Origin of the sequence: Enterobacter sp. UNJFSC 003 (assembly GCF_036903355.1) — a bacterium.
GTDB lineage: Bacteria > Pseudomonadota > Gammaproteobacteria > Enterobacterales > Enterobacteriaceae > Enterobacter.
Window position 1 is genome coordinate 12,997 of the sequence record NZ_JBAKHK010000003.1, and the last position, 18,353, is coordinate 31,349.

An 18,353-nucleotide genomic window follows, 5' to 3' on the forward strand; every position below is an offset into this window, starting at 1 on the left:
TGGGCTATGCTATGCGGATCTGAGATACCACATCCATTGGCTACATTTGTAGCTGTATTGAAAACAGGACCACTGGCTGCCATGCAAGAGCAATACCGCCCGGAAGAGATAGAATCAAAAGTCCAGCAACACTGGGACGAGAAGCGCACCTTTGAAGTAACCGAAGACGAGAGCAAAGAGAAGTATTACTGCCTGTCGATGCTTCCCTATCCTTCTGGTCGACTACACATGGGCCACGTGCGTAACTACACCATCGGCGACGTGATTGCACGCTACCAGCGCATGCTGGGCAAAAACGTGCTGCAGCCTATCGGTTGGGATGCGTTCGGTTTGCCTGCGGAAGGCGCAGCGGTAAAAAACAACACAGCACCCGCCCCATGGACGTACGACAACATTGCGTACATGAAAAACCAGCTCAAAATGCTGGGCTTTGGTTATGACTGGAGCCGTGAGCTGGCAACCTGTACCCCAGAATACTATCGCTGGGAGCAAAAGTTCTTCACCGAGCTGTACAAAAAAGGCCTGGTCTATAAGAAGACCTCTGCGGTTAACTGGTGCCCGAACGACCAGACCGTTCTTGCGAACGAACAGGTTATCGACGGCTGCTGCTGGCGTTGCGATACTAAAGTTGAGCGTAAAGAGATCCCACAGTGGTTTATCAAAATCACTGCATACGCGGACGAACTGCTGAGCGATCTGGATAAGCTGGATCACTGGCCTGACACCGTTAAGACCATGCAGCGTAACTGGATCGGCCGTTCTGAAGGGGTGGAAATCACCTTCAGCGTGGACAACGACGACCAGACCCTGACCGTCTACACCACCCGCCCGGATACCTTCATGGGCGCGACCTACCTGGCCGTGGCCGCAGGTCACCCGCTGGCGCAGAAAGCTGCCGAGAACAATCCGGAGCTGGCTACCTTTATCGACGAATGCCGCACCACGAAAGTGGCCGAAGCCGACATGGCGACGATGGAGAAAAAAGGTGTTGATACCGGTTTCAAAGCCATCCACCCGCTGACGGGCGAAGCTATCCCTGTCTGGGCGGCAAACTTCGTTCTGATGGAGTATGGCACAGGCGCGGTAATGGCCGTTCCGGGTCACGATCAGCGCGATTACGAATTTGCCTCCAAATACGGCCTGAACATCAAACCTGTGATTCTGGCGGCTGACGGTTCTGAGCCGGACCTGTCTGAACACGCGCTGACCGAAAAAGGCACCCTGTTCAACTCCGGTGAATTCAGCGGCCTGAGCTTCGAAGACGGCTTCAACGCCATTGCCGATAAGCTGGCCTCACTGGGCGTGGGTGAGCGAAAAGTGAACTACCGTCTGCGCGATTGGGGCGTTTCCCGTCAGCGTTACTGGGGCGCACCTATCCCAATGGTCACCCTGGAAGACGGTACCGTGCTGCCAACACCAGAAGATCAGCTGCCGGTGATCCTGCCGGAAGACGTGGTCATGGACGGCATCACCAGCCCGATCAAAGCCGATCCTGAATGGGCGAAAACCACCGTTAACGGCCAGCCAGCGCTGCGTGAAACCGACACCTTCGACACCTTTATGGAGTCCTCCTGGTACTACGCGCGTTACACCTGCCCGCAGTATCAGGAAGGTATGCTGGATTCCGATGCGGCAAATTACTGGCTGCCGGTTGATATCTATATTGGCGGTATCGAACACGCCATCATGCACCTGCTCTATTTCCGCTTCTTCCACAAGCTGATGCGCGACGCAGGCCTGGTGAACTCTGATGAGCCAGCCAAACAGCTGCTGTGTCAAGGCATGGTGCTGGCCGACGCGTTCTATTACGTGGGTGTGAACGGCGAGCGTAACTGGGTTTCCCCGGTGGATGCTATTGTTGAGCGCGATGAGAAAGGCCGTATTGTTAAGGCGAAGGACGCTGAAGGTCATGAACTGGTGTATACCGGCATGAGCAAGATGTCCAAATCCAAAAACAACGGTATCGATCCGCAAGTCATGGTTGAGCGTTACGGCGCAGATACCGTACGTCTGTTTATGATGTTTGCGTCCCCGGCAGACATGACTCTGGAGTGGCAGGAATCTGGCGTAGAAGGCGCAAACCGCTTCCTGAAACGCGTCTGGAAACTGGTTTACGAGCACACCTCTCAGGGGGAGGCTCCGGCACTGAATGCTGCGGCATTGACGGAAGATCAGAAGGCGCTGCGTCGTGATGTTCATAAAACGATTGCGAAAGTAACCGATGATATTGGTCGTCGTCAGACCTTCAACACCGCAATTGCGGCTATTATGGAACTGATGAATAAGCTGGCAAAAGCCCCGCAGGAAGGCGAGCAGGATCGTGCCTTAATGCATGAAGCGCTGCTGGCCGTCGTTCGCATGCTGAACCCGTTTACGCCGCACGCAAGCTTCACGCTGTGGCAGGAACTGAAAGGCGAAGGCGATATCGACAATGCGCCGTGGCCAGTCGCTGACGAAGCCGCTATGGTTGAAAACACCACTCTGGTTGTGGTGCAGGTTAACGGCAAAGTACGCGGTAAAATTACCGTGGCAGTTGATGCATCGGAAGACCAGGTTCGCGAACGTGCGGGTCAGGAACCTCTGGTTGCGAAATATCTTGATGGCGTTACCGTACGTAAAGTGATCTACGTACCGGGTAAATTGCTGAATCTGGTCGTTGGCTAAGCGCGGGAGGAAACGTGCGACAACTGGCAACAATACTCTTATCTCTGGCGGTGCTTGTCACCGCAGGGTGTGGCTGGCACCTGCGCAATACCACGGCAGTGCCGCCTCAGATGAAAACGATGATCTTTGACTCTTCGGATCCGAACGGTCCACTGAGCCGTGCCATCCGTAACCAGCTTCGCCTGAACGATGTTGAGCTGATCGAGAAAAGCACGCTGCGCCAGGATGTACCTTCATTCCGCGTATTAAGCTCAGCGTTGGCGAAAGATACCGCATCCATCTTCCAGGATGGACGTACTGCGGAATATCAGATGGTGCTGACCGTTAACGCAGCCGTGCTGATCCCGGGTAAAGATATTTATCCTATCAACACTAAAGTGTACCGTTCGTTCTTTGATAACCCGCAAACCGCGCTGGCAAAAGATGCCGAGCAGCAGATTATCATCAACGAAATGTATGATAAGGCAGCGGAACAGCTGATCCGTAAGCTGCCAAGCATTGCCGCGTCTACGAAAGCAGGCTCTGACATCATCGACAAACCGGATACGACTACGCCGACCATGTCAACCTCGATGGGTAACTGATGATCAGGCTGTATCCTGAACAACTCCGCGCGCAGCTCAATGAAGGGCTGCGCGCGGCGTATCTGCTACTCGGAAACGATCCGTTATTGCTTCAGGAAAGCCATGATGCCGTCCGCCATGCGGCGGTCGCTCAGGGCTTTGATGAACACCATACCTTCCAGTTGGATAACAATACCGACTGGAATGCCCTCTTCTCCGTTTGTCAGGCGATGAGTCTGTTTGCATCACGCCAGACAATTCAGATCCTGCTGCCCGACAATGGCCCTAACGCGGGCATCAATGAACAGCTGGCGACGCTGGTCAGTCTGTTACATAGCGATCTGCTGCTGATTGTGCGTGGCAACAAACTGACCAAAGCGCAGGAAAACGCAGCATGGTTTACCCAGCTCGCGACCCACGCTGTACTGGTCACCTGTCAGACGCCAGAACAGGCGCAACTGCCAAAATGGGTGGCGGCGAGAGCAAAACAGCACAACCTCCAGTTGGATGAGGCAGCCAATCAACTGCTTTGTTACTGCTATGAAGGCAACCTATTGGCACTGGCTCAGGCGCTGGACAGGCTCTCACTGTTATGGCCGGATGGAAAACTGACGCTACCACGCGTGGAACAAGCGGTTAATGATGCGGCGCACTTCACCCCCTTCCACTGGGTTGATGCGCTGCTATCGGCGAAGAGCAAGCGGGCGCTGCACATTTTGCAACAATTGCGACTTGAAGGCAGCGAGCCGGTCATTTTACTGCGGACGCTTCAGCGCGAACTGTTGCTGCTGAATACACTCAAACGTCAGTCGACACATACGCCATTGCGTGCGCTGTTTGATAAACATCGGGTATGGCAAAACCGCCGGGCGATGACCACCGAGGCCATCAACCGCCTGAGTAATGAGCAGCTTCGCCAGGCCGTGCAGCTTCTTATGCGCGCTGAACTCACGCTAAAACAAGACTATGGTCAGTCAGTCTGGTCAGAGCTCGAAAGCCTTTCTCTGCTGCTCTGTCACAAGGCGCTGGCTGACGTATTTATTGATGGATAGTATGCATACTCTACAGGCACTGTACGGTGGCACCTTCGACCCGGTCCATTACGGGCATCTGAAGCCGGTTGAGATTCTGGCGAATCTGATTGGCTTACAGCGCGTAACCATCATGCCGAATAATGTTCCGCCGCATCGCCCTCAGCCTGAAGCAACCAGCGAACAGCGCAAAGAGATGCTCGCGCTGGCCATTGCAGATAAACCGCTCTTCAGTCTCGATGAACGTGAGCTTCGCCGCGATATGCCTTCATGGACGTCGCAAACGCTGCAGGAGTGGCGTGTCGAACAAGGGCCGAACAAGCCGCTGGCCTTTATCATTGGCCAGGATTCACTGCTCAACTTCCCGACCTGGCATCAGTACGAAACCATTCTTCAGAACAGCCATCTTCTCGTCTGCCGTCGCCCGGGCTATCCGCTGACCATGCGTGAAGAGCAGTATCAGCAATGGCTTGAAGCACACCTGACGGACAACGTGGAAGATCTGCATAATCAGCCAGCCGGGAAGATTTATCTGGCCGAAACGCCGTGGTTTGATATTTCAGCAACCCTTATTCGTGAGCGTCTGCAGCAGGGTTTAGACTGTGGCGATCTGCTGCCGTCGTCAGTGCTGGCGTATATTCACGCACACGGTTTGTATCAGAAAAGCGCAGACGCATAGCATGGGCGCACGAAAAAGCGCCTTATTGATTATCCTGCCTTGACAGGTTAAGCCATACTGTTATCCTCCGCTGCCAGACTTTCCCGCCGATCATTGCTTTACAGAAATTGTTTTACAAAAATGGCGATGCAATCTCAGGCGGAGGGTGGGATGATACCCGCCTTCAAAAGCCCGGCCGGAGACATTTGTCCCGACACAGGCGTCAGTTCAGGTATACTGTCTGGCCACGAATTCATAGTTGTACCATCTTATCCACCCAGGGGGAAAACTTGCAGGGTAAAGCACTCCAGGATTTTGTTATCGACAAAATTGATGACCTGAAAGGTCAGGACATCATCGCTATCGACGTTAAGGGTAAATCCAGCATCACCGACTGCATGATCATTTGCACCGGTACGTCTACTCGTCATGTTGCTTCGATCGCTGATCACGTTGTTCAGGAATCTCGTGCAGCAGGTCTGTTACCGCTTGGTGTTGAAGGTGAAGCAACCGCTGACTGGGTGGTTGTCGACCTCGGCGATGTGATTGTCCATGTCATGCAGGATGAGAGCCGTCGTCTGTATGAGCTGGAAAAACTCTGGGGTTAATGCGTGAAGTTGCAGCTGGTCGCCGTCGGCACCAAAATGCCAGACTGGGTACAAACCGGTTTTACTGAGTATCTGCGTCGTTTTCCAAAAGACATGCCGTTCGAACTGGTGGAGATCCCAGCAGGAAAGCGCGGCAAGAACGCCGATATCAAACGTATTCTCGATAAAGAGGGAGAACTGATGCTGGCGGCCGCAGGCAAAAACCGCATCGTGACCCTCGATATTCCAGGTAAACCCTGGGATACGCCGCAGCTGGCGCACGAACTTGAGCGCTGGAAGCAGGATGGCCGTGACGTCAGTCTGTTGATTGGCGGGCCAGAAGGATTATCTCCTGCCTGCAAAGCGGCGGCAGAACAAAGTTGGTCTCTCTCCGCGCTGACGCTCCCCCACCCGCTCGTACGGGTACTGGTGGCAGAAAGCCTGTATCGCGCGTGGAGCATTACTACCAACCACCCATATCACCGCGAGTAGTGACTGACCAGGGTAGATTAAGCAGCGGATGAAACTACAGAATTCTTTTCGCGACTATACGGCTGAGTCCGCGCTGTTTGTGCGCCGGGCACTGGTCGCCTTTACGGGGATTTTGCTGCTTACCGGCGTGCTGATCGCCAATCTTTATAATCTGCAAATTGTCCGTTTCACCGATTACCAGACGCGTTCAAACGAAAACCGTATCAAGCTGGTACCGATCGCCCCCAGCCGCGGCATTATTTACGACCGCAACGGCACGCCCCTGGCCTTAAACCGCACCATCTACCAGATAGAAATGATGCCGGAGAAGGTCGATAACGTGCAGGATACGCTGGACGCGCTGAAAAGCGTCGTTGACCTCAACGACGACGATATCGCCGCATTCAAGAAAGAGCGTGCACGCTCGCACCGCTTCACCTCAATTCCGGTCAAAACAAACCTCACGGAAGTGCAGGTGGCCCGCTTTGCCGTTAACCAGTACCGATTCCCCGGTGTAGAAGTCAAAGGCTATAAGCGCCGTTTCTATCCCTACGGCTCCGCTCTGACGCACGTCATCGGCTACGTTTCCAAGATTAACGACAAAGACGTTGAGCGTCTTGATAAAGACGGTAAGCTGGCCAACTACGCCGCAACGCACGATATCGGCAAGCTCGGTATTGAGCGGTATTATGAAGATGTCCTGCACGGGCAGACCGGTTACGAAGAAGTTGAAGTGAACAACCGTGGCCGCGTGATCCGTCAGTTAAAAGAGGTTTCGCCGCAGGCGGGGCATGACGTCTATCTGACACTCGATCTGAAGCTCCAGCAGTATATCGAAACCCTGCTCGCGGGCAGCCGCGCTGCCGTTATCGTCACCGATCCGCGTACCGGTGGGATTCTGGCCATGGTCTCTATGCCAAGCTACGATCCGAACCTGTTTGTTGACGGCATCTCTAGCAAGGATTATTCCGGCCTGCTTAACGATCCGAATACCCCTCTGGTTAACCGTGCTACGCAAGGTGTGTATCCCCCGGCGTCAACGGTTAAGCCTTACGTAGCCGTCTCGGCACTCAGTGCTGGCGTGATTAACCGTAATACCAGCCTGTTCGACCCGGGCTGGTGGCAGCTGCCGGGCTCTGAAAAGCGCTATCGTGACTGGAAAAAATGGGGGCACGGTCATCTGAACGTCACCAAATCTCTTGAAGAGTCAGCGGATACCTTCTTCTATCAGGTCGCTTATGACATGGGGATTGACCGTCTTTCAGAGTGGATGAGCAAATTCGGCTACGGCCACTACACAGGCGTTGACCTCTCGGAAGAACGCTCTGGAAACATGCCAACCCGTGAGTGGAAACTAAAACGCTTTAAAAAGCCGTGGTACCAGGGTGACACCATCCCGGTCGGGATTGGTCAGGGTTACTGGACGGCCACCCCGCTGCAAATGAACAAAGCGATGATGATCCTCATCAACGATGGTGTGGTGAAGGTTCCACACCTGTTACAAAGCACCGTGGAAGATGGCAAAAAAGTGCCGTGGATCCAGCCGCACGAACCGCCTGTAGGTGACATCCATTCCGGTTACTGGGAAATCGCGAAAGACGGTATGTACGGTGTGGCGAACCGCCCTAACGGTACGGCGCATAAATACTTCGCTGGCGCTCCCTATAAGGTGGCTGCTAAATCAGGTACTGCCCAGGTCTTCGGTCTGAAGGCCAACGAAACCTATAACGCGCACAAAATTGCAGAACGCCTGCGTGACCATAAGCTCATGACGGCATTTGCCCCTTACGATAACCCGCAAGTTGCGGTGGCGATGATCCTGGAAAACGGTGGTGCAGGCCCGGCAGTGGGTACCATCATGCGCCAAATCCTCGACCACATTATGCTGGGTGATAACAACACCGAACTGCCGGCTGAAAACCCGGCAGCCGCTGCGGCGGAGGACCAATAATCATGACGGATAATCCAAATAAAAAATCGCTGTGGGACAAAATCCACATCGACCCAGCCATGCTGCTGATCCTTTTGGCGCTGCTGGTCTATAGCGCCCTGGTTATCTGGAGTGCTAGCGGCCAGGACATCGGCATGATGGAACGTAAGATCGGCCAGATCGCGATGGGGCTGGTTATCATGGTCGTCATGGCCCAGATCCCACCGCGCGTTTACGAAGGCTGGGCACCCTACCTCTACATATTCTGTATTATCTTGCTGGTGGCCGTTGACGCCTTCGGGGCCATTTCTAAGGGGGCGCAGCGCTGGCTCGATCTGGGGATTGTTCGCTTCCAGCCCTCGGAAATCGCCAAGATTGCCGTTCCGCTGATGGTGGCGCGCTTTATCAACCGCGACGTCTGCCCACCTTCACTTAAAAACACCGCTATCGCACTGGTGCTGATCTTCCTGCCCACACTGCTGGTTGCGGCGCAGCCTGACCTCGGCACCTCGATTCTTATCGCACTTTCCGGCCTGTTCGTGCTGTTCCTGTCGGGGCTGAGCTGGCGTCTGATTGGTATCGCCGTGCTGCTGGTGGCCGCGTTCATCCCTATTCTCTGGTTCTTCCTGATGCATGATTACCAGCGCCAGCGCGTAATGATGCTGCTTGATCCGGAATCCGATCCGCTCGGCGCGGGCTACCATATTATTCAGTCTAAGATTGCGATTGGTTCCGGGGGGTTGCGAGGTAAAGGCTGGCTGCACGGCACACAGTCGCAGCTAGAATTCTTACCAGAGCGCCACACCGACTTTATCTTTGCGGTGCTGGCGGAAGAGCTGGGACTGGTTGGCATCTTGATCCTGTTGGCGCTTTACGTGCTGCTGATCATGCGGGGACTGTGGATTGCCGCACGTGCCCAAACGACCTTTGGCCGCGTCATGGCGGGCGGGCTGATGCTGATTTTATTCGTTTATGTCTTCGTAAATATTGGTATGGTGAGTGGTATTCTGCCGGTTGTTGGCGTACCGCTGCCGCTGGTGAGTTACGGAGGCTCGGCACTGATCGTGTTGATGGCCGGGTTTGGTATCGTAATGTCGATCCATACCCACAGAAAAATGTTGTCAAAAAGCGTATAAAAATAAGGGGTTCGGAATGCGTAAGCAGTGGCTGGGGATCTGCATCGCAGCAAGTTTACTTGCGGCCTGTACAAGTGATGATGGACAGCAACAGGCAACCGTTGCGCCGCCGCAGCCTGCGGTTTGTAATGGCCCGATCGTAGAAATCAGCGGAGCCGATCCCGTTTATGAACCGCTGAATGCGACCGCAAATCAGGATTATGAGCGCGATGGCAAAAGCTTCAAAATCGTTCAGGATCCTTCCCGTTTCAGCCAGGCTGGCTTTGCCGCCATTTATGATGCTGAGCCCGGAAGCAACCTGACGGCGTCGGGTGAAGCCTTTGATCCGCTGCAGATCACTGCGGCGCATCCCACGCTGCCCATCCCGAGCTACGCCCGCATCACAAACCTGGCGAACGGCCGTATGATCGTGGTACGCATTAACGACCGTGGTCCCTACGGTAACGACCGCGTCATTTCGCTGTCTCGTGCCGCCGCGGACCGCCTGAACACCTCAAACAACACCAAAGTGCGTATCGATCCAATTATCGTTGCGCAGGATGGCTCACTCTCAGGGCCGGGTACGGCTTGTACGACAGTGGCGAAACAGACCTATGCCCTTCCCGACCGCCCAAATCTCGACGGTGGAATGGGGAGCGTCTCTTCTCCGGCCCAGCCTGCGCAGCCTGGCGGCGAAGTTCACGCCATTAGTAACGACACGTTGCAAAGCGATGACACCATGGGGGCGCCGGTAAAGAGCAGCGGCTTACTCGGCGCACCGACGACCTTATCCCCGGGCGTGCTGGAAGGTAGCGAACCTACGCCGCCACCTGTCACAGTCCCTGTCGAGCAACCTGCGCCCGTAACGGCACCGGCCCCAACGCAAAGCCCAGCAGCTGCTGTGCCAGCGGTATCCAGCGGTGGTTTTGTGGTTCAGGTAGGCGCAGTGAGCGATCGGGCTCGCGCGCAGCAGTATCAGCAGCGTTTAAGCCAGCAGTTTGGTGTACCAGGACGCGTTGAGCAGAATGGCGCGGTCTGGCGTATTCAAATGGGACCATTTGCCAGTAAACCGGAGGCAGCCTCCCTGCAGCAGCGTTTGCAAAATGAAGCCCAGCTGCAGTCTTTTATCGCTGTTGCAAAGTAATTAATCGGCGGTATCCGAATTGTCGGTTTGTGTAACTAACATTCACAAACTCATACCGAAAGTCGGATGCCTGCCTGTATAGCATTTGCTATAGTAAGGCACTTTTTTAATTCCATCACGGATGTCGTAGTTCTGACTATGAAGACCACTTTTTCTGCTCGTTTTGTGCAGCGTATCGCGCTGACCACGGCCCTTTGCGCAGCGGCTTTCTCTGCAGCGCACGCCGATGACCTGAATATTAAGACCATGATCCCTGGCGTTCCGCAAATCGATGCGGAGTCCTACATCCTGATCGATTACAACTCTGGCAAAGTTCTCGCAGAACAGAATGCCGACGCCCGTCGTGACCCGGCCAGCCTGACCAAAATGATGACCAGCTACGTTATCGGCCAGGCCATGAAAGCAGGCAAATTCAAAGAAACCGACCTGGTAACTATCGGTAACGATGCCTGGGCAACCGGAAACCCGGTATTTAAAGGTTCCTCCCTGATGTTCCTGAAGCCAGGCATGCAGGTTCCTGTCTCTCAGCTGATCCGTGGTATCAACCTGCAGTCAGGTAACGACGCCTGTGTTGCTATGGCCGATTTCGCTGCGGGCAGCCAGGACGCATTCGTTGGCCTGATGAACAGCTACGTGACTGCACTGGGTCTGAAAAACAGCCATTTCCAGACCGTGCATGGCCTGGACGCTGACGGTCAGTACAGCTCCGCACGTGATATGGCGCTGATTGGCCAGGCACTCATCCGTGATGTGCCAAACGAATACACTATCTACAAAGAAAAAGAATTTACCTTCAACGGTATCCGCCAGACCAACCGCAACGGCCTGCTGTGGGATAACAGCCTCAACGTTGACGGTATCAAGACCGGCCATACCGATAAAGCAGGTTATAACCTGGTGGCCTCTGCCACCGAAGGCCAGATGCGTCTGATCTCTGCCGTGATGGGTGGCCGCACGTTTAAAGGCCGTGAAACAGAGAGCAAAAAACTGCTGACCTGGGGCTTCCGTTTCTTCGAGACCGTGAACCCACTGAAAGCAGGTAAAGAGTTTGCATCTGAGCCGGTCTGGTTTGGGGACAACGATCGCGCATCCCTGGGCGTGGATAAAGATCTGTACCTGACCATTCCACGTGGACGCATGAAAGACCTTAAAGCCAGCTATGTGTTGAATACCACCGAACTGCACGCTCCGCTGCAGAAAAATCAGGTCGTAGGCACCATCAACTTCCAACTGGATGGCAAAACTATCGATCAGCGTCCGCTCGTGGTGCTGGAAGAAATCCCTGAAGGCAATTTCTTCGGCAAAATCATTGATTACATTAAATTGATGTTCCATCACTGGTTTGGCTAAAAATTGAACACTTGAAAGTGTGATTTTGATCCCCATATACTAAGTATCCTGATAACTCCCACCTGACGTGGGAGTTATTATTTTTTGACGTTACGCCGGAGCTGACATGAAAACCAAACTTAACGAACTGCTTGAATTCCCTACCTCATTTACTTACAAAGTAATGGGTCTGGCGAAACCTGAGCTGGTTGATCAGGTGGTTGAAGTGGTACAGCGCCATGCGCCGGGTGACTACTCTCCGTCAGTAAAACCAAGCAGCAAGGGCAACTACCACTCGGTTTCTATTACCATCACTGCGACTCACATCGAGCAGGTTGAAACGCTGTACGAAGAGCTCGGCAATATCGAAATTGTTCGTATGGTACTGTAGTCCCCCTGCGGTTACCCGGTTTCCCGGGTAACCCCGTTTCTCGCTGTGATATAATGCCCTCACCTTTTGTCCCTCGTCTTCGGAGACGTTGTTTTGTTCCAGGATAAAATTCTTGTCCGTCACCTCGGGCTGCAACCTTACGAGCCTGTCTCTCAGGCAATGCACGACTTCACCGACTCACGCGATGACACTACACCGGATGAAATCTGGCTTGTAGAACATCTGCCAGTTTTTACGCAAGGACAGGCGGGAAAAACCGAGCATCTGTTAATGACGGGCGATATTCCGGTTATTCAGAGTGACCGCGGTGGACAAGTGACGTACCACGGTCCGGGCCAGCAGGTTATGTACGTAATGCTTAATCTGAAACGCAGGAAGCTGGGCGTGCGTGAATTGGTTACCCTACTGGAACAAACGGTCGTGAACACGCTGGCGGAATACGGGATTGACGCACATCCACGTGCCGATGCGCCGGGCGTTTATGTTGGCGAGATGAAGATTTGCTCTTTAGGGTTGCGCATCCGCAGAGGCTGCTCTTTCCATGGGCTGGCATTGAATATTAATATGGATCTGACGCCCTTCCAGCGCATCAACCCTTGCGGCTATGCCGGAATGGAAATGACGCAAATGCGGCAGTGGGTTAAAACCGCTACGCCTGATAATATTCGACCTGTACTTTTAAACAGCTTTTTAGCACTGCTTAACAATCCTCCTCACGAATATATCCCTGCTTAATACATCCTACATCATGGCTCGATTATTTGACGAGCCACTCCTCATTTAACGCTTTTACGCTTTACAACAATCCCTAGATTCTATATTTTCGAAGCGCCCGAATATAATAGTTACATATTATTTACCCTATCGCCATTGCTGCCTGCGGGTCCTGTGTAACGTGCGTGATAATCACACAACTGTTTGTTTTTGATAAACAACTAAAACACAACCAACAGTTTACGAATCTCTACAAGCATAATAAATAAATTCAACTATCATTCATATTGTGAATGAATACGGAGTGAACGCGTGGAGTCTAATAATTTACCAGCCAAACGCCTGAATGAACCCACTGGCGAAGACAAGCCACAAATTTTTCGGACTTTACGTAATATTGACCTCAATTTGCTGACTATTTTTGAGGCGGTATATGTCCATAAGGGTATCGTTAACGCTGCGAAAATTCTTAATCTCACGCCTTCAGCAATAAGCCAGTCAATTCAAAAATTGCGCGCTATATTTCCCGACCCGTTATTTATTCGTAAAGGCCAGGGAGTTACACCTACGGCCTACGCGACGCATCTCCACGAGTACATCAGCCAGGGGCTGGAGTCGATTCTGGGTGCGCTGGATTTAACCGGAAGTTACGATAAACAGAGAACCATCACTATCGGCTGCACCCCCTCTGTTGGTGTACTGGTAATGCCCGCGATCTTTGCAGCCGTGAAGCAACATGCCCCGCATCTCTTGCTACGTAATGTCCCTCTCAACGAGGCTGACGTTCAGCTCTCCCAGTTTCAAACCGACCTGATTATCGACAGCGGCAACTTCAGCGCCAGAGCGCTGGGACAAAACCTTCTGTTTGCCGATAGTCTGGTTTTAGTTTGCCGGCAACATCACCCGGCGCTCAGCGAACCCTTAACCATCGAAAATTTGCGTAATTACGACCACTCATCGTTCATTACCGAAGGGCAGTCTCAACACGCACTGCGACAGCGTATTGAGGAGATCTTCCCGGAACGTCAAATTAGCTTTAGCAGTTACAATATGTTTACGACTGCATCCCTGATCGGCAGCAGCGATATGCTGTGTATCATGCCTTCACGCCTGTATAATCTGCTGCGCAAATGCTGGCCGCTGGAGAGTATTCCTCTCGACCAACTGAATGCAGAATCCATTGAAATTTCACTGCATTACAACAAGCTCAGCTTGCGCGACCCGGTCCTGGAAAACGTCATCAACGTCATTCGCCAGGCCTTCTGAGCCCCTTTGACAGCATGACCGCCTGACGCATACGAGACAAAAAGCACAAACCAACAACTATTTTACAAATTGGCGACCCGGTAGGCTGCTTTATCGACCGTTTCAATGATATACTGCCTGTCGTTCGTTCAAAAATAGTTGATAAATACAACATTCCCTTGAAATGAAACGCTTTCCTTCGATATTCGCAACTGGAACACGCACGCTATGAGTAAACCCATTGTGATGGAACGCGGTGTTAAATACCGCGATGCCGATAAAATGGCCCTTATCCCGGTTAAAAACGTGGCTACAGAGCGCGAAGCGCTGTTAAGAAAACCGGAATGGATGAAAATCAAACTTCCGGCAGATTCTTCGCGTATCCAGGGGATCAAAGCGGCGATGCGTAAGAATGGCCTTCACTCCGTTTGTGAAGAAGCGTCTTGCCCGAACCTTGCTGAATGTTTCAACCACGGCACCGCAACGTTTATGATTCTGGGTGCAATCTGTACCCGCCGTTGTCCGTTCTGTGACGTTGCTCATGGCCGCCCGGTTGCGCCTGATGCTAACGAGCCGCAAAAACTGGCGCAGACTATTGCTGACATGGCGCTGCGTTATGTGGTGATTACCTCCGTTGACCGTGACGACCTGCGTGATGGCGGTGCTCAGCATTTTGCTGACTGCATTACGGCCATTCGCGAAAAAAGCCCAAGCATCAAGATTGAGACGCTGGTTCCAGACTTCCGCGGGCGTATGGATCGCGCACTGGATATCCTGACCGCGACCCCGCCAGACGTGTTTAACCACAACCTGGAGAACGTGCCGCGTATTTACCGCCAGGTCCGTCCGGGTGCTGACTATAACTGGTCGCTGAAGCTGCTGGAGCGCTTTAAAGAAGCCCATCCGCATATTCCTACCAAGTCAGGTCTTATGGTTGGTCTCGGTGAAACCAATGCCGAAATAGTTGAAGTGATGCGCGATCTGCGTCGCCACGGCGTCACCATGCTGACGCTGGGCCAATACTTGCAGCCAAGCCGCCACCACCTGCCGGTACAGCGCTACGTTAGCCCGGATGAGTTTGATGAGATGAAAGCCGAAGCAATGGCAATGGGCTTTACCCATGCAGCCTGTGGTCCGTTTGTTCGCTCGTCTTACCATGCTGATATGCAGGCTAAAGGCGAAGAAGTGAAATAATCACTGCAATATTCCCTTACAGTTATGCAAAAAAAAACCGGCCTCTTAAGCCGGTTTTTTTTCGCAAGCCCTCAGGCATTGCCGTTACTCTTTGTGAGAAAGCTTCTCCGCCGGGACATCGTCCTCGGCACTTTTCTTCGCAGCCGCATCATCGTCGTTCATGGCTTTCTTAAAGCCTTTGATGGCTGCACCCAGGTCACCACCCAGCGTGCGTAACTTCTTGGTACCAAACAACAGGACGACCAGTGCGGCAACCACCAGCAGTTTGGTAATACTAATCTCACCCATAGATACCTTCTTTACATAAAACAGGCTGCATTCAGCGCCAAAAACCTGATTGTATTAACGGTCATTTGACGCGTGCACACAATAGCAATCTGTAACAAGGTGAATCAAGCGTTGTTGAAAAAAACGTCACAATAATTGCGGTGGCGCAAACCGACGATTGCGAAGAACAGGTAATTGCTGACGCGCCAGCGCAATCCTGTCTGAAATTATCTCCGCCATCAGCAAAACCGGTGCTTCCGCCGCAGCTGCAATCGTGACGCCCAGCGGATCAACCACCCTACTCTGCCCGATATTCTTATTACCGCACTCCCCAGCAGCAACCAGATAACAGGTAGTATCCAGCGCGCGAGCCGCCAACAGCGTTGCCCAGTGATGCTCTTTCAATGGCCCCTTGACCCACGCGGCAGGTAGAACCAAGACATCAGCGCCCTGCAGCGCAAGGCTCAACGCCAGCTCAGGGAAACGAAGATCGTAGCAGGTCATCAGGCCTATCTTTAGGCCATCAATATCAATCAAAGGCGGAATACGATCCCCAGGATCAACTCGTCGCGACTCCTGAATACTGAATGCGTCGTACAGGTGCAGCTTGGCATAACTCGCGATAATAGTGCCCCCCCGAAGCGCGACCAACGTGTTCACCGCCCGACCGGACGTTGAGGGGACATGCAGCGTCAACACGGTAGTCATTTGATTGCCTGCACTCTCCACCAGCAGCTGCTGGAGAAACGTGCCGTCCAACGGCTGAGCTGATTTCACCGACAGATCGGGATCGTTATCATCGCGAGCCAGGAGAGCCTCCGGAAGGACCAACAGCGATGCGCCTTGACGCAGTGCCTGCGCCATCATAGCGACGCACTGACTCGCGTTCTGGCGCCAGTCTGGCGTCACCGCGAACTGTCCTACAGCAACATACATATTTGTCCCCTCGTCATATTCAGCGTTAAACTCGACACTCTTACACATCAAATAGCAGGTATTTAGCGTGTTACAACTACTTTTAGCCGTTTTTATTGGTGGGGGAACGGGTAGCGTTGCGCGATGGTTCTTAAGCATGCGGTTTAATCCGCTGCATCAGGCGATTCCTATGGGGACGCTGGCAGCAAACCTGATTGGAGCATTTATTATTGGTATGGGGCTCGCCTGGTTTAATCGCATGACGCATATCGACCCCATGTGGAAGGTATTAATTACCACAGGATTCTGTGGCGGATTGACCACTTTCTCAACCTTCTCGGCTGAAGTCGTTTTCCTGATTCAGGAAGGCCGCATCGGCTGGGCGCTCACAAACGTTGCGGTTAACATGCTCGGCTCTTTTGCGATGACCGGGATCGCATTTTGGCTCTTTTCTTCTGCCAGCGCGCAGTGATTGTTGGTGCGTTAATGTTGGCTTAATTTTTCTCTGTCACTCTGGCGGTAATACTGAACGAGGGTGACAAAATGAAAGAAAGTATGATGAGTGCAGGAATGGTATTGTTGAGCGTACTGATCGTCGCCAGCTTCCTGAAAATGTATCTGCTGGGTTGATTCAAACGAAAAAAACCCGCTCAATGAGCGGGTTTTGAAATTCTTGCTGACGTGTCTGAATTACAGAGCGATTACGTTAGCAGCAGAAGGGCCTTTGGCACCGTTAGTGATTTCAAACTCAACGCGCTGACCTTCAGCCAGGGTTTTGAAACCATTAGTCTGGATTGCAGAGAAGTGTACGAACACATCTTTGCTGCCATCTTCAGGAGTAATGAAACCGAATCCTTTGGACTCATTAAACCACTTAACGTTACCTTTAATCTTAGACATCAAAATTACCTTTACATTAAAAAACGACACAAATGCTGTGTCGGTATCAGTACAACAATTGTGGGACCTTTTGTCCAGCGGATCTTTGATAAAAAGTGACAAAAGTCGCGTTAATTTTTATTGGTGGATTTTTATCCTTTCCTATCCGACACCTGGACATTTAATCGCCAACAAAAACCGCCTTTTCAGTTAAAACTGAAAACGCATCCAGGCAAAGTAAACGTTTCCGTTGTTATACGTCCCCGGTATATACGTCATCTGGAACGTTGCAGGGCCGTAGCCAATGGAGGCCAGCGGCAGCAGAACCGGTACCGGTATGTACTTCCAGTTATCGCGCGCCGTAAAGCCTGCGGTATAGCCCAGCCCCAGACGGAAGTTATCATCCGCTAAAGGACGCCAGGTCTTCTCCCATCCGTACCCGCCAATAGGCTCCCACTTATTGTAAGAGTCCTTAAAAGCCATCAGATACAGGCCGTGCCAGTTGCCTTTGTCATCCCAACGGGATTGACCGAAACCAGCCCCCCATGGGCGCTCGTTGTAGCGATCGGTTTTTTCTTTGTCATAGGCAAAACGTGCATGCCATGTTATTGCTGGAATATAGAGGTCATAATGCTCAGGCTCTTTCCAGGTTTGCGCGACGTTATCCGTAAACGTTGAGAACCAGCCTTTATTCGCCGCGTTGTCTTCTGCCAGTGCAGCGGATGAAAACGTCAACTGCCCAAAAATAAACAATAAAATCAGGATTAAGTTATTACGTACAATCACAATGCAATTACCATTCTTAGTATTCAAGGCGAAATTTACCATAAAATACTTGAATCAATGCTTAACAGCATCAGCGTTTTTCCTAATTAATCAGTCACTTTCTGGGAATATTCTGAAGCAGCCAGCTCTGTATGTCCGAATAAGCGGACCCAGGACAGGTTAAAGCGGATGCCCACACAGGCCGGAGGCCTTTCAGAGTCTGGTCAGAGCTCAGTTCCTGCCGCGCGCAGCGGCGGTCCGCTCAAGGATATTATGAATGCATGAAATTAAACATAAAATTAACAGTTACCCACCATCCAAATAACATATACTGATTTTAGCCAGTCAATACTGACCGTGCGTAAATGCCATAGCGATGGCAAAAATATCGTCAACATCCGTTTTAGTCGTCTATTTATTGATTTTAATCAGCAAGAACTGGCCATTAATTGGGCACATTCTCAACCTTCTTTTTTTATTGATTTTTTGTG

19 protein-coding genes are annotated in these 18,353 nt (G+C 52.3%); 15 read left to right on the forward strand and 4 right to left on the reverse strand.

Going from position 1 to position 18,353, the window contains the following annotated elements; all coding sequences use genetic code 11:
• The first annotated feature begins 81 nt into the window (after nt 1-81).
• The 14 genes from leuS to lipA all read left to right on the forward strand — a co-directional run bounded on the left by leuS (nt 82) and on the right by lipA (nt 15,036).
• A complete protein-coding gene (gene leuS / locus V5P19_RS10195) occupies nt 82-2,664 on the forward strand; it encodes a leucine--tRNA ligase (protein WP_334402793.1) in 2,583 nt (860 codons plus the stop codon).
• Nucleotides 2,665-2,678: 14 nt separating this feature from the next.
• Nucleotides 2,679-3,248, forward strand: a complete 570-nt coding sequence (lptE, locus tag V5P19_RS10200) for an LPS assembly lipoprotein LptE (RefSeq protein WP_334402795.1) — start codon at nt 2,679-2,681, stop codon at nt 3,246-3,248.
• The gene (gene holA / locus V5P19_RS10205) at nt 3,248-4,279 is read left to right on the forward strand and encodes a DNA polymerase III subunit delta (protein WP_334402797.1); all 1,032 of its coding nucleotides are present in this window, start codon (nt 3,248-3,250) and stop codon (nt 4,277-4,279) included. The genes lptE and holA overlap by 1 nt, the downstream gene beginning before the upstream one ends.
• Entirely contained in the window at nt 4,272-4,937 is a 666-nt protein-coding gene (gene nadD / locus V5P19_RS10210; RefSeq protein WP_334402799.1) for a nicotinate-nucleotide adenylyltransferase, read from the forward strand. The genes holA and nadD overlap by 8 nt, the downstream gene beginning before the upstream one ends.
• Nucleotides 4,938-5,206: 269 nt before the next feature.
• Nucleotides 5,207-5,524, forward strand: a complete 318-nt coding sequence (rsfS, locus tag V5P19_RS10215) for a ribosome silencing factor (protein WP_334402802.1) — start codon at nt 5,207-5,209, stop codon at nt 5,522-5,524.
• Between the two features lie 3 nt (nt 5,525-5,527).
• The gene (gene rlmH / locus V5P19_RS10220) at nt 5,528-5,995 is read left to right on the forward strand and encodes a 23S rRNA (pseudouridine(1915)-N(3))-methyltransferase RlmH (RefSeq protein ID WP_003858701.1); all 468 of its coding nucleotides are present in this window, start codon (nt 5,528-5,530) and stop codon (nt 5,993-5,995) included.
• A gap of 28 nt (nt 5,996-6,023) precedes the next feature.
• Complete coding sequence (gene mrdA / locus V5P19_RS10225) at nt 6,024-7,925, forward strand: peptidoglycan DD-transpeptidase MrdA (RefSeq protein WP_334402804.1); 1,902 nt, start codon at nt 6,024-6,026, stop codon at nt 7,923-7,925.
• A 2-nt stretch (nt 7,926-7,927) separates the two neighbouring features.
• On the forward strand, nt 7,928-9,040 hold the full coding sequence (mrdB, locus tag V5P19_RS10230) for a peptidoglycan glycosyltransferase MrdB (RefSeq protein WP_334402807.1): 1,113 nt from the start codon (nt 7,928-7,930) through the stop codon (nt 9,038-9,040).
• A 16-nt stretch (nt 9,041-9,056) separates the two neighbouring features.
• Entirely contained in the window at nt 9,057-10,163 is a 1,107-nt protein-coding gene (gene rlpA / locus V5P19_RS10235; RefSeq protein WP_334402809.1) for an endolytic peptidoglycan transglycosylase RlpA, read from the forward strand.
• A 138-nt stretch (nt 10,164-10,301) separates the two neighbouring features.
• Nucleotides 10,302-11,513, forward strand: coding sequence for a D-alanyl-D-alanine carboxypeptidase DacA (dacA, locus tag V5P19_RS10240; RefSeq protein ID WP_334402810.1), 1,212 nt, complete (start codon nt 10,302-10,304; stop codon nt 11,511-11,513).
• 106 nt (nt 11,514-11,619) lie between these two features.
• A complete protein-coding gene (ybeD, locus tag V5P19_RS10245) occupies nt 11,620-11,883 on the forward strand; it encodes a DUF493 family protein YbeD (protein ID WP_006177135.1) in 264 nt (87 codons plus the stop codon).
• A gap of 93 nt (nt 11,884-11,976) precedes the next feature.
• Nucleotides 11,977-12,618, forward strand: a complete 642-nt coding sequence (lipB, locus tag V5P19_RS10250; RefSeq protein ID WP_334402813.1) for a lipoyl(octanoyl) transferase LipB — start codon at nt 11,977-11,979, stop codon at nt 12,616-12,618.
• Nucleotides 12,619-12,909: 291 nt separating this feature from the next.
• On the forward strand, nt 12,910-13,863 hold the full coding sequence (locus tag V5P19_RS10255) for a YbeF family transcriptional regulator (RefSeq protein WP_334402815.1): 954 nt from the start codon (nt 12,910-12,912) through the stop codon (nt 13,861-13,863).
• Nucleotides 13,864-14,070: 207 nt separating this feature from the next.
• Complete coding sequence (lipA, locus tag V5P19_RS10260; RefSeq protein WP_334402817.1) at nt 14,071-15,036, forward strand: lipoyl synthase; 966 nt, start codon at nt 14,071-14,073, stop codon at nt 15,034-15,036.
• An 84-nt stretch (nt 15,037-15,120) separates the two neighbouring features.
• Here lipA and tatE read toward each other — a convergent pair whose 3' ends face one another.
• Both tatE and V5P19_RS10270 read right to left on the reverse strand, forming a co-directional pair.
• Nucleotides 15,121-15,324, reverse strand: a complete 204-nt coding sequence (tatE, locus tag V5P19_RS10265; protein WP_014069320.1) for a twin-arginine translocase subunit TatE — start codon at nt 15,322-15,324, stop codon at nt 15,121-15,123.
• A 126-nt stretch (nt 15,325-15,450) separates the two neighbouring features.
• Nucleotides 15,451-16,239: a deaminated glutathione amidase gene (locus V5P19_RS10270; RefSeq protein WP_334402820.1), complete on the reverse strand. Its 789-nt coding sequence runs from the start codon at nt 16,237-16,239 to the stop codon at nt 15,451-15,453.
• 67 nt (nt 16,240-16,306) lie between these two features.
• Between V5P19_RS10270 and crcB the strand changes: the two genes are divergently transcribed.
• Entirely contained in the window at nt 16,307-16,690 is a 384-nt protein-coding gene (gene crcB, locus V5P19_RS10275; RefSeq protein ID WP_334402822.1) for a fluoride efflux transporter CrcB, read from the forward strand.
• Nucleotides 16,691-16,908: 218 nt separating this feature from the next.
• Here the strand turns inward: crcB and cspE are convergent, their stop codons facing one another.
• Both cspE and pagP read right to left on the reverse strand, forming a co-directional pair.
• Entirely contained in the window at nt 16,909-17,118 is a 210-nt protein-coding gene (gene cspE / locus V5P19_RS10280; RefSeq protein ID WP_000034825.1) for a transcription antiterminator/RNA stability regulator CspE, read from the reverse strand.
• A 189-nt stretch (nt 17,119-17,307) separates the two neighbouring features.
• Complete coding sequence (gene pagP, locus V5P19_RS10285) at nt 17,308-17,925, reverse strand: lipid IV(A) palmitoyltransferase PagP (RefSeq protein ID WP_334402824.1); 618 nt, start codon at nt 17,923-17,925, stop codon at nt 17,308-17,310.
• Nucleotides 17,926-18,353 lie beyond the last annotated feature (428 nt).

Bases quoted from the DNA above. Each gene is read 5' to 3' on its own strand.
- nadD (WP_334402799.1), top strand. From the start codon at position 4,272: ATGGATAGTATGCATACTCTACAGGCACTGTACGGTGGCACCTTCGAC.
- V5P19_RS10270 (WP_334402820.1), bottom strand. From the start codon at position 16,239: ATGTATGTTGCTGTAGGACAGTTCGCGGTGACGCCAGACTGGCGCCAG.
- lipA (WP_334402817.1), top strand. From the start codon at position 14,071: ATGAGTAAACCCATTGTGATGGAACGCGGTGTTAAATACCGCGATGCC.
- rlpA (WP_334402809.1), top strand. From the start codon at position 9,057: ATGCGTAAGCAGTGGCTGGGGATCTGCATCGCAGCAAGTTTACTTGCG.
- pagP (WP_334402824.1), bottom strand. From the start codon at position 17,925: ATGGTAAATTTCGCCTTGAATACTAAGAATGGTAATTGCATTGTGATT.
- mrdA (WP_334402804.1), top strand. From the start codon at position 6,024: ATGAAACTACAGAATTCTTTTCGCGACTATACGGCTGAGTCCGCGCTG.
- ybeD (WP_006177135.1), top strand. From the start codon at position 11,620: ATGAAAACCAAACTTAACGAACTGCTTGAATTCCCTACCTCATTTACT.
- cspE (WP_000034825.1), bottom strand. From the start codon at position 17,118: ATGTCTAAGATTAAAGGTAACGTTAAGTGGTTTAATGAGTCCAAAGGA.
- holA (WP_334402797.1), top strand. From the start codon at position 3,248: ATGATCAGGCTGTATCCTGAACAACTCCGCGCGCAGCTCAATGAAGGG.
- mrdB (WP_334402807.1), top strand. From the start codon at position 7,928: ATGACGGATAATCCAAATAAAAAATCGCTGTGGGACAAAATCCACATC.
- dacA (WP_334402810.1), top strand. From the start codon at position 10,302: ATGAAGACCACTTTTTCTGCTCGTTTTGTGCAGCGTATCGCGCTGACC.
- leuS (WP_334402793.1), top strand. From the start codon at position 82: ATGCAAGAGCAATACCGCCCGGAAGAGATAGAATCAAAAGTCCAGCAA.
- tatE (WP_014069320.1), bottom strand. From the start codon at position 15,324: ATGGGTGAGATTAGTATTACCAAACTGCTGGTGGTTGCCGCACTGGTC.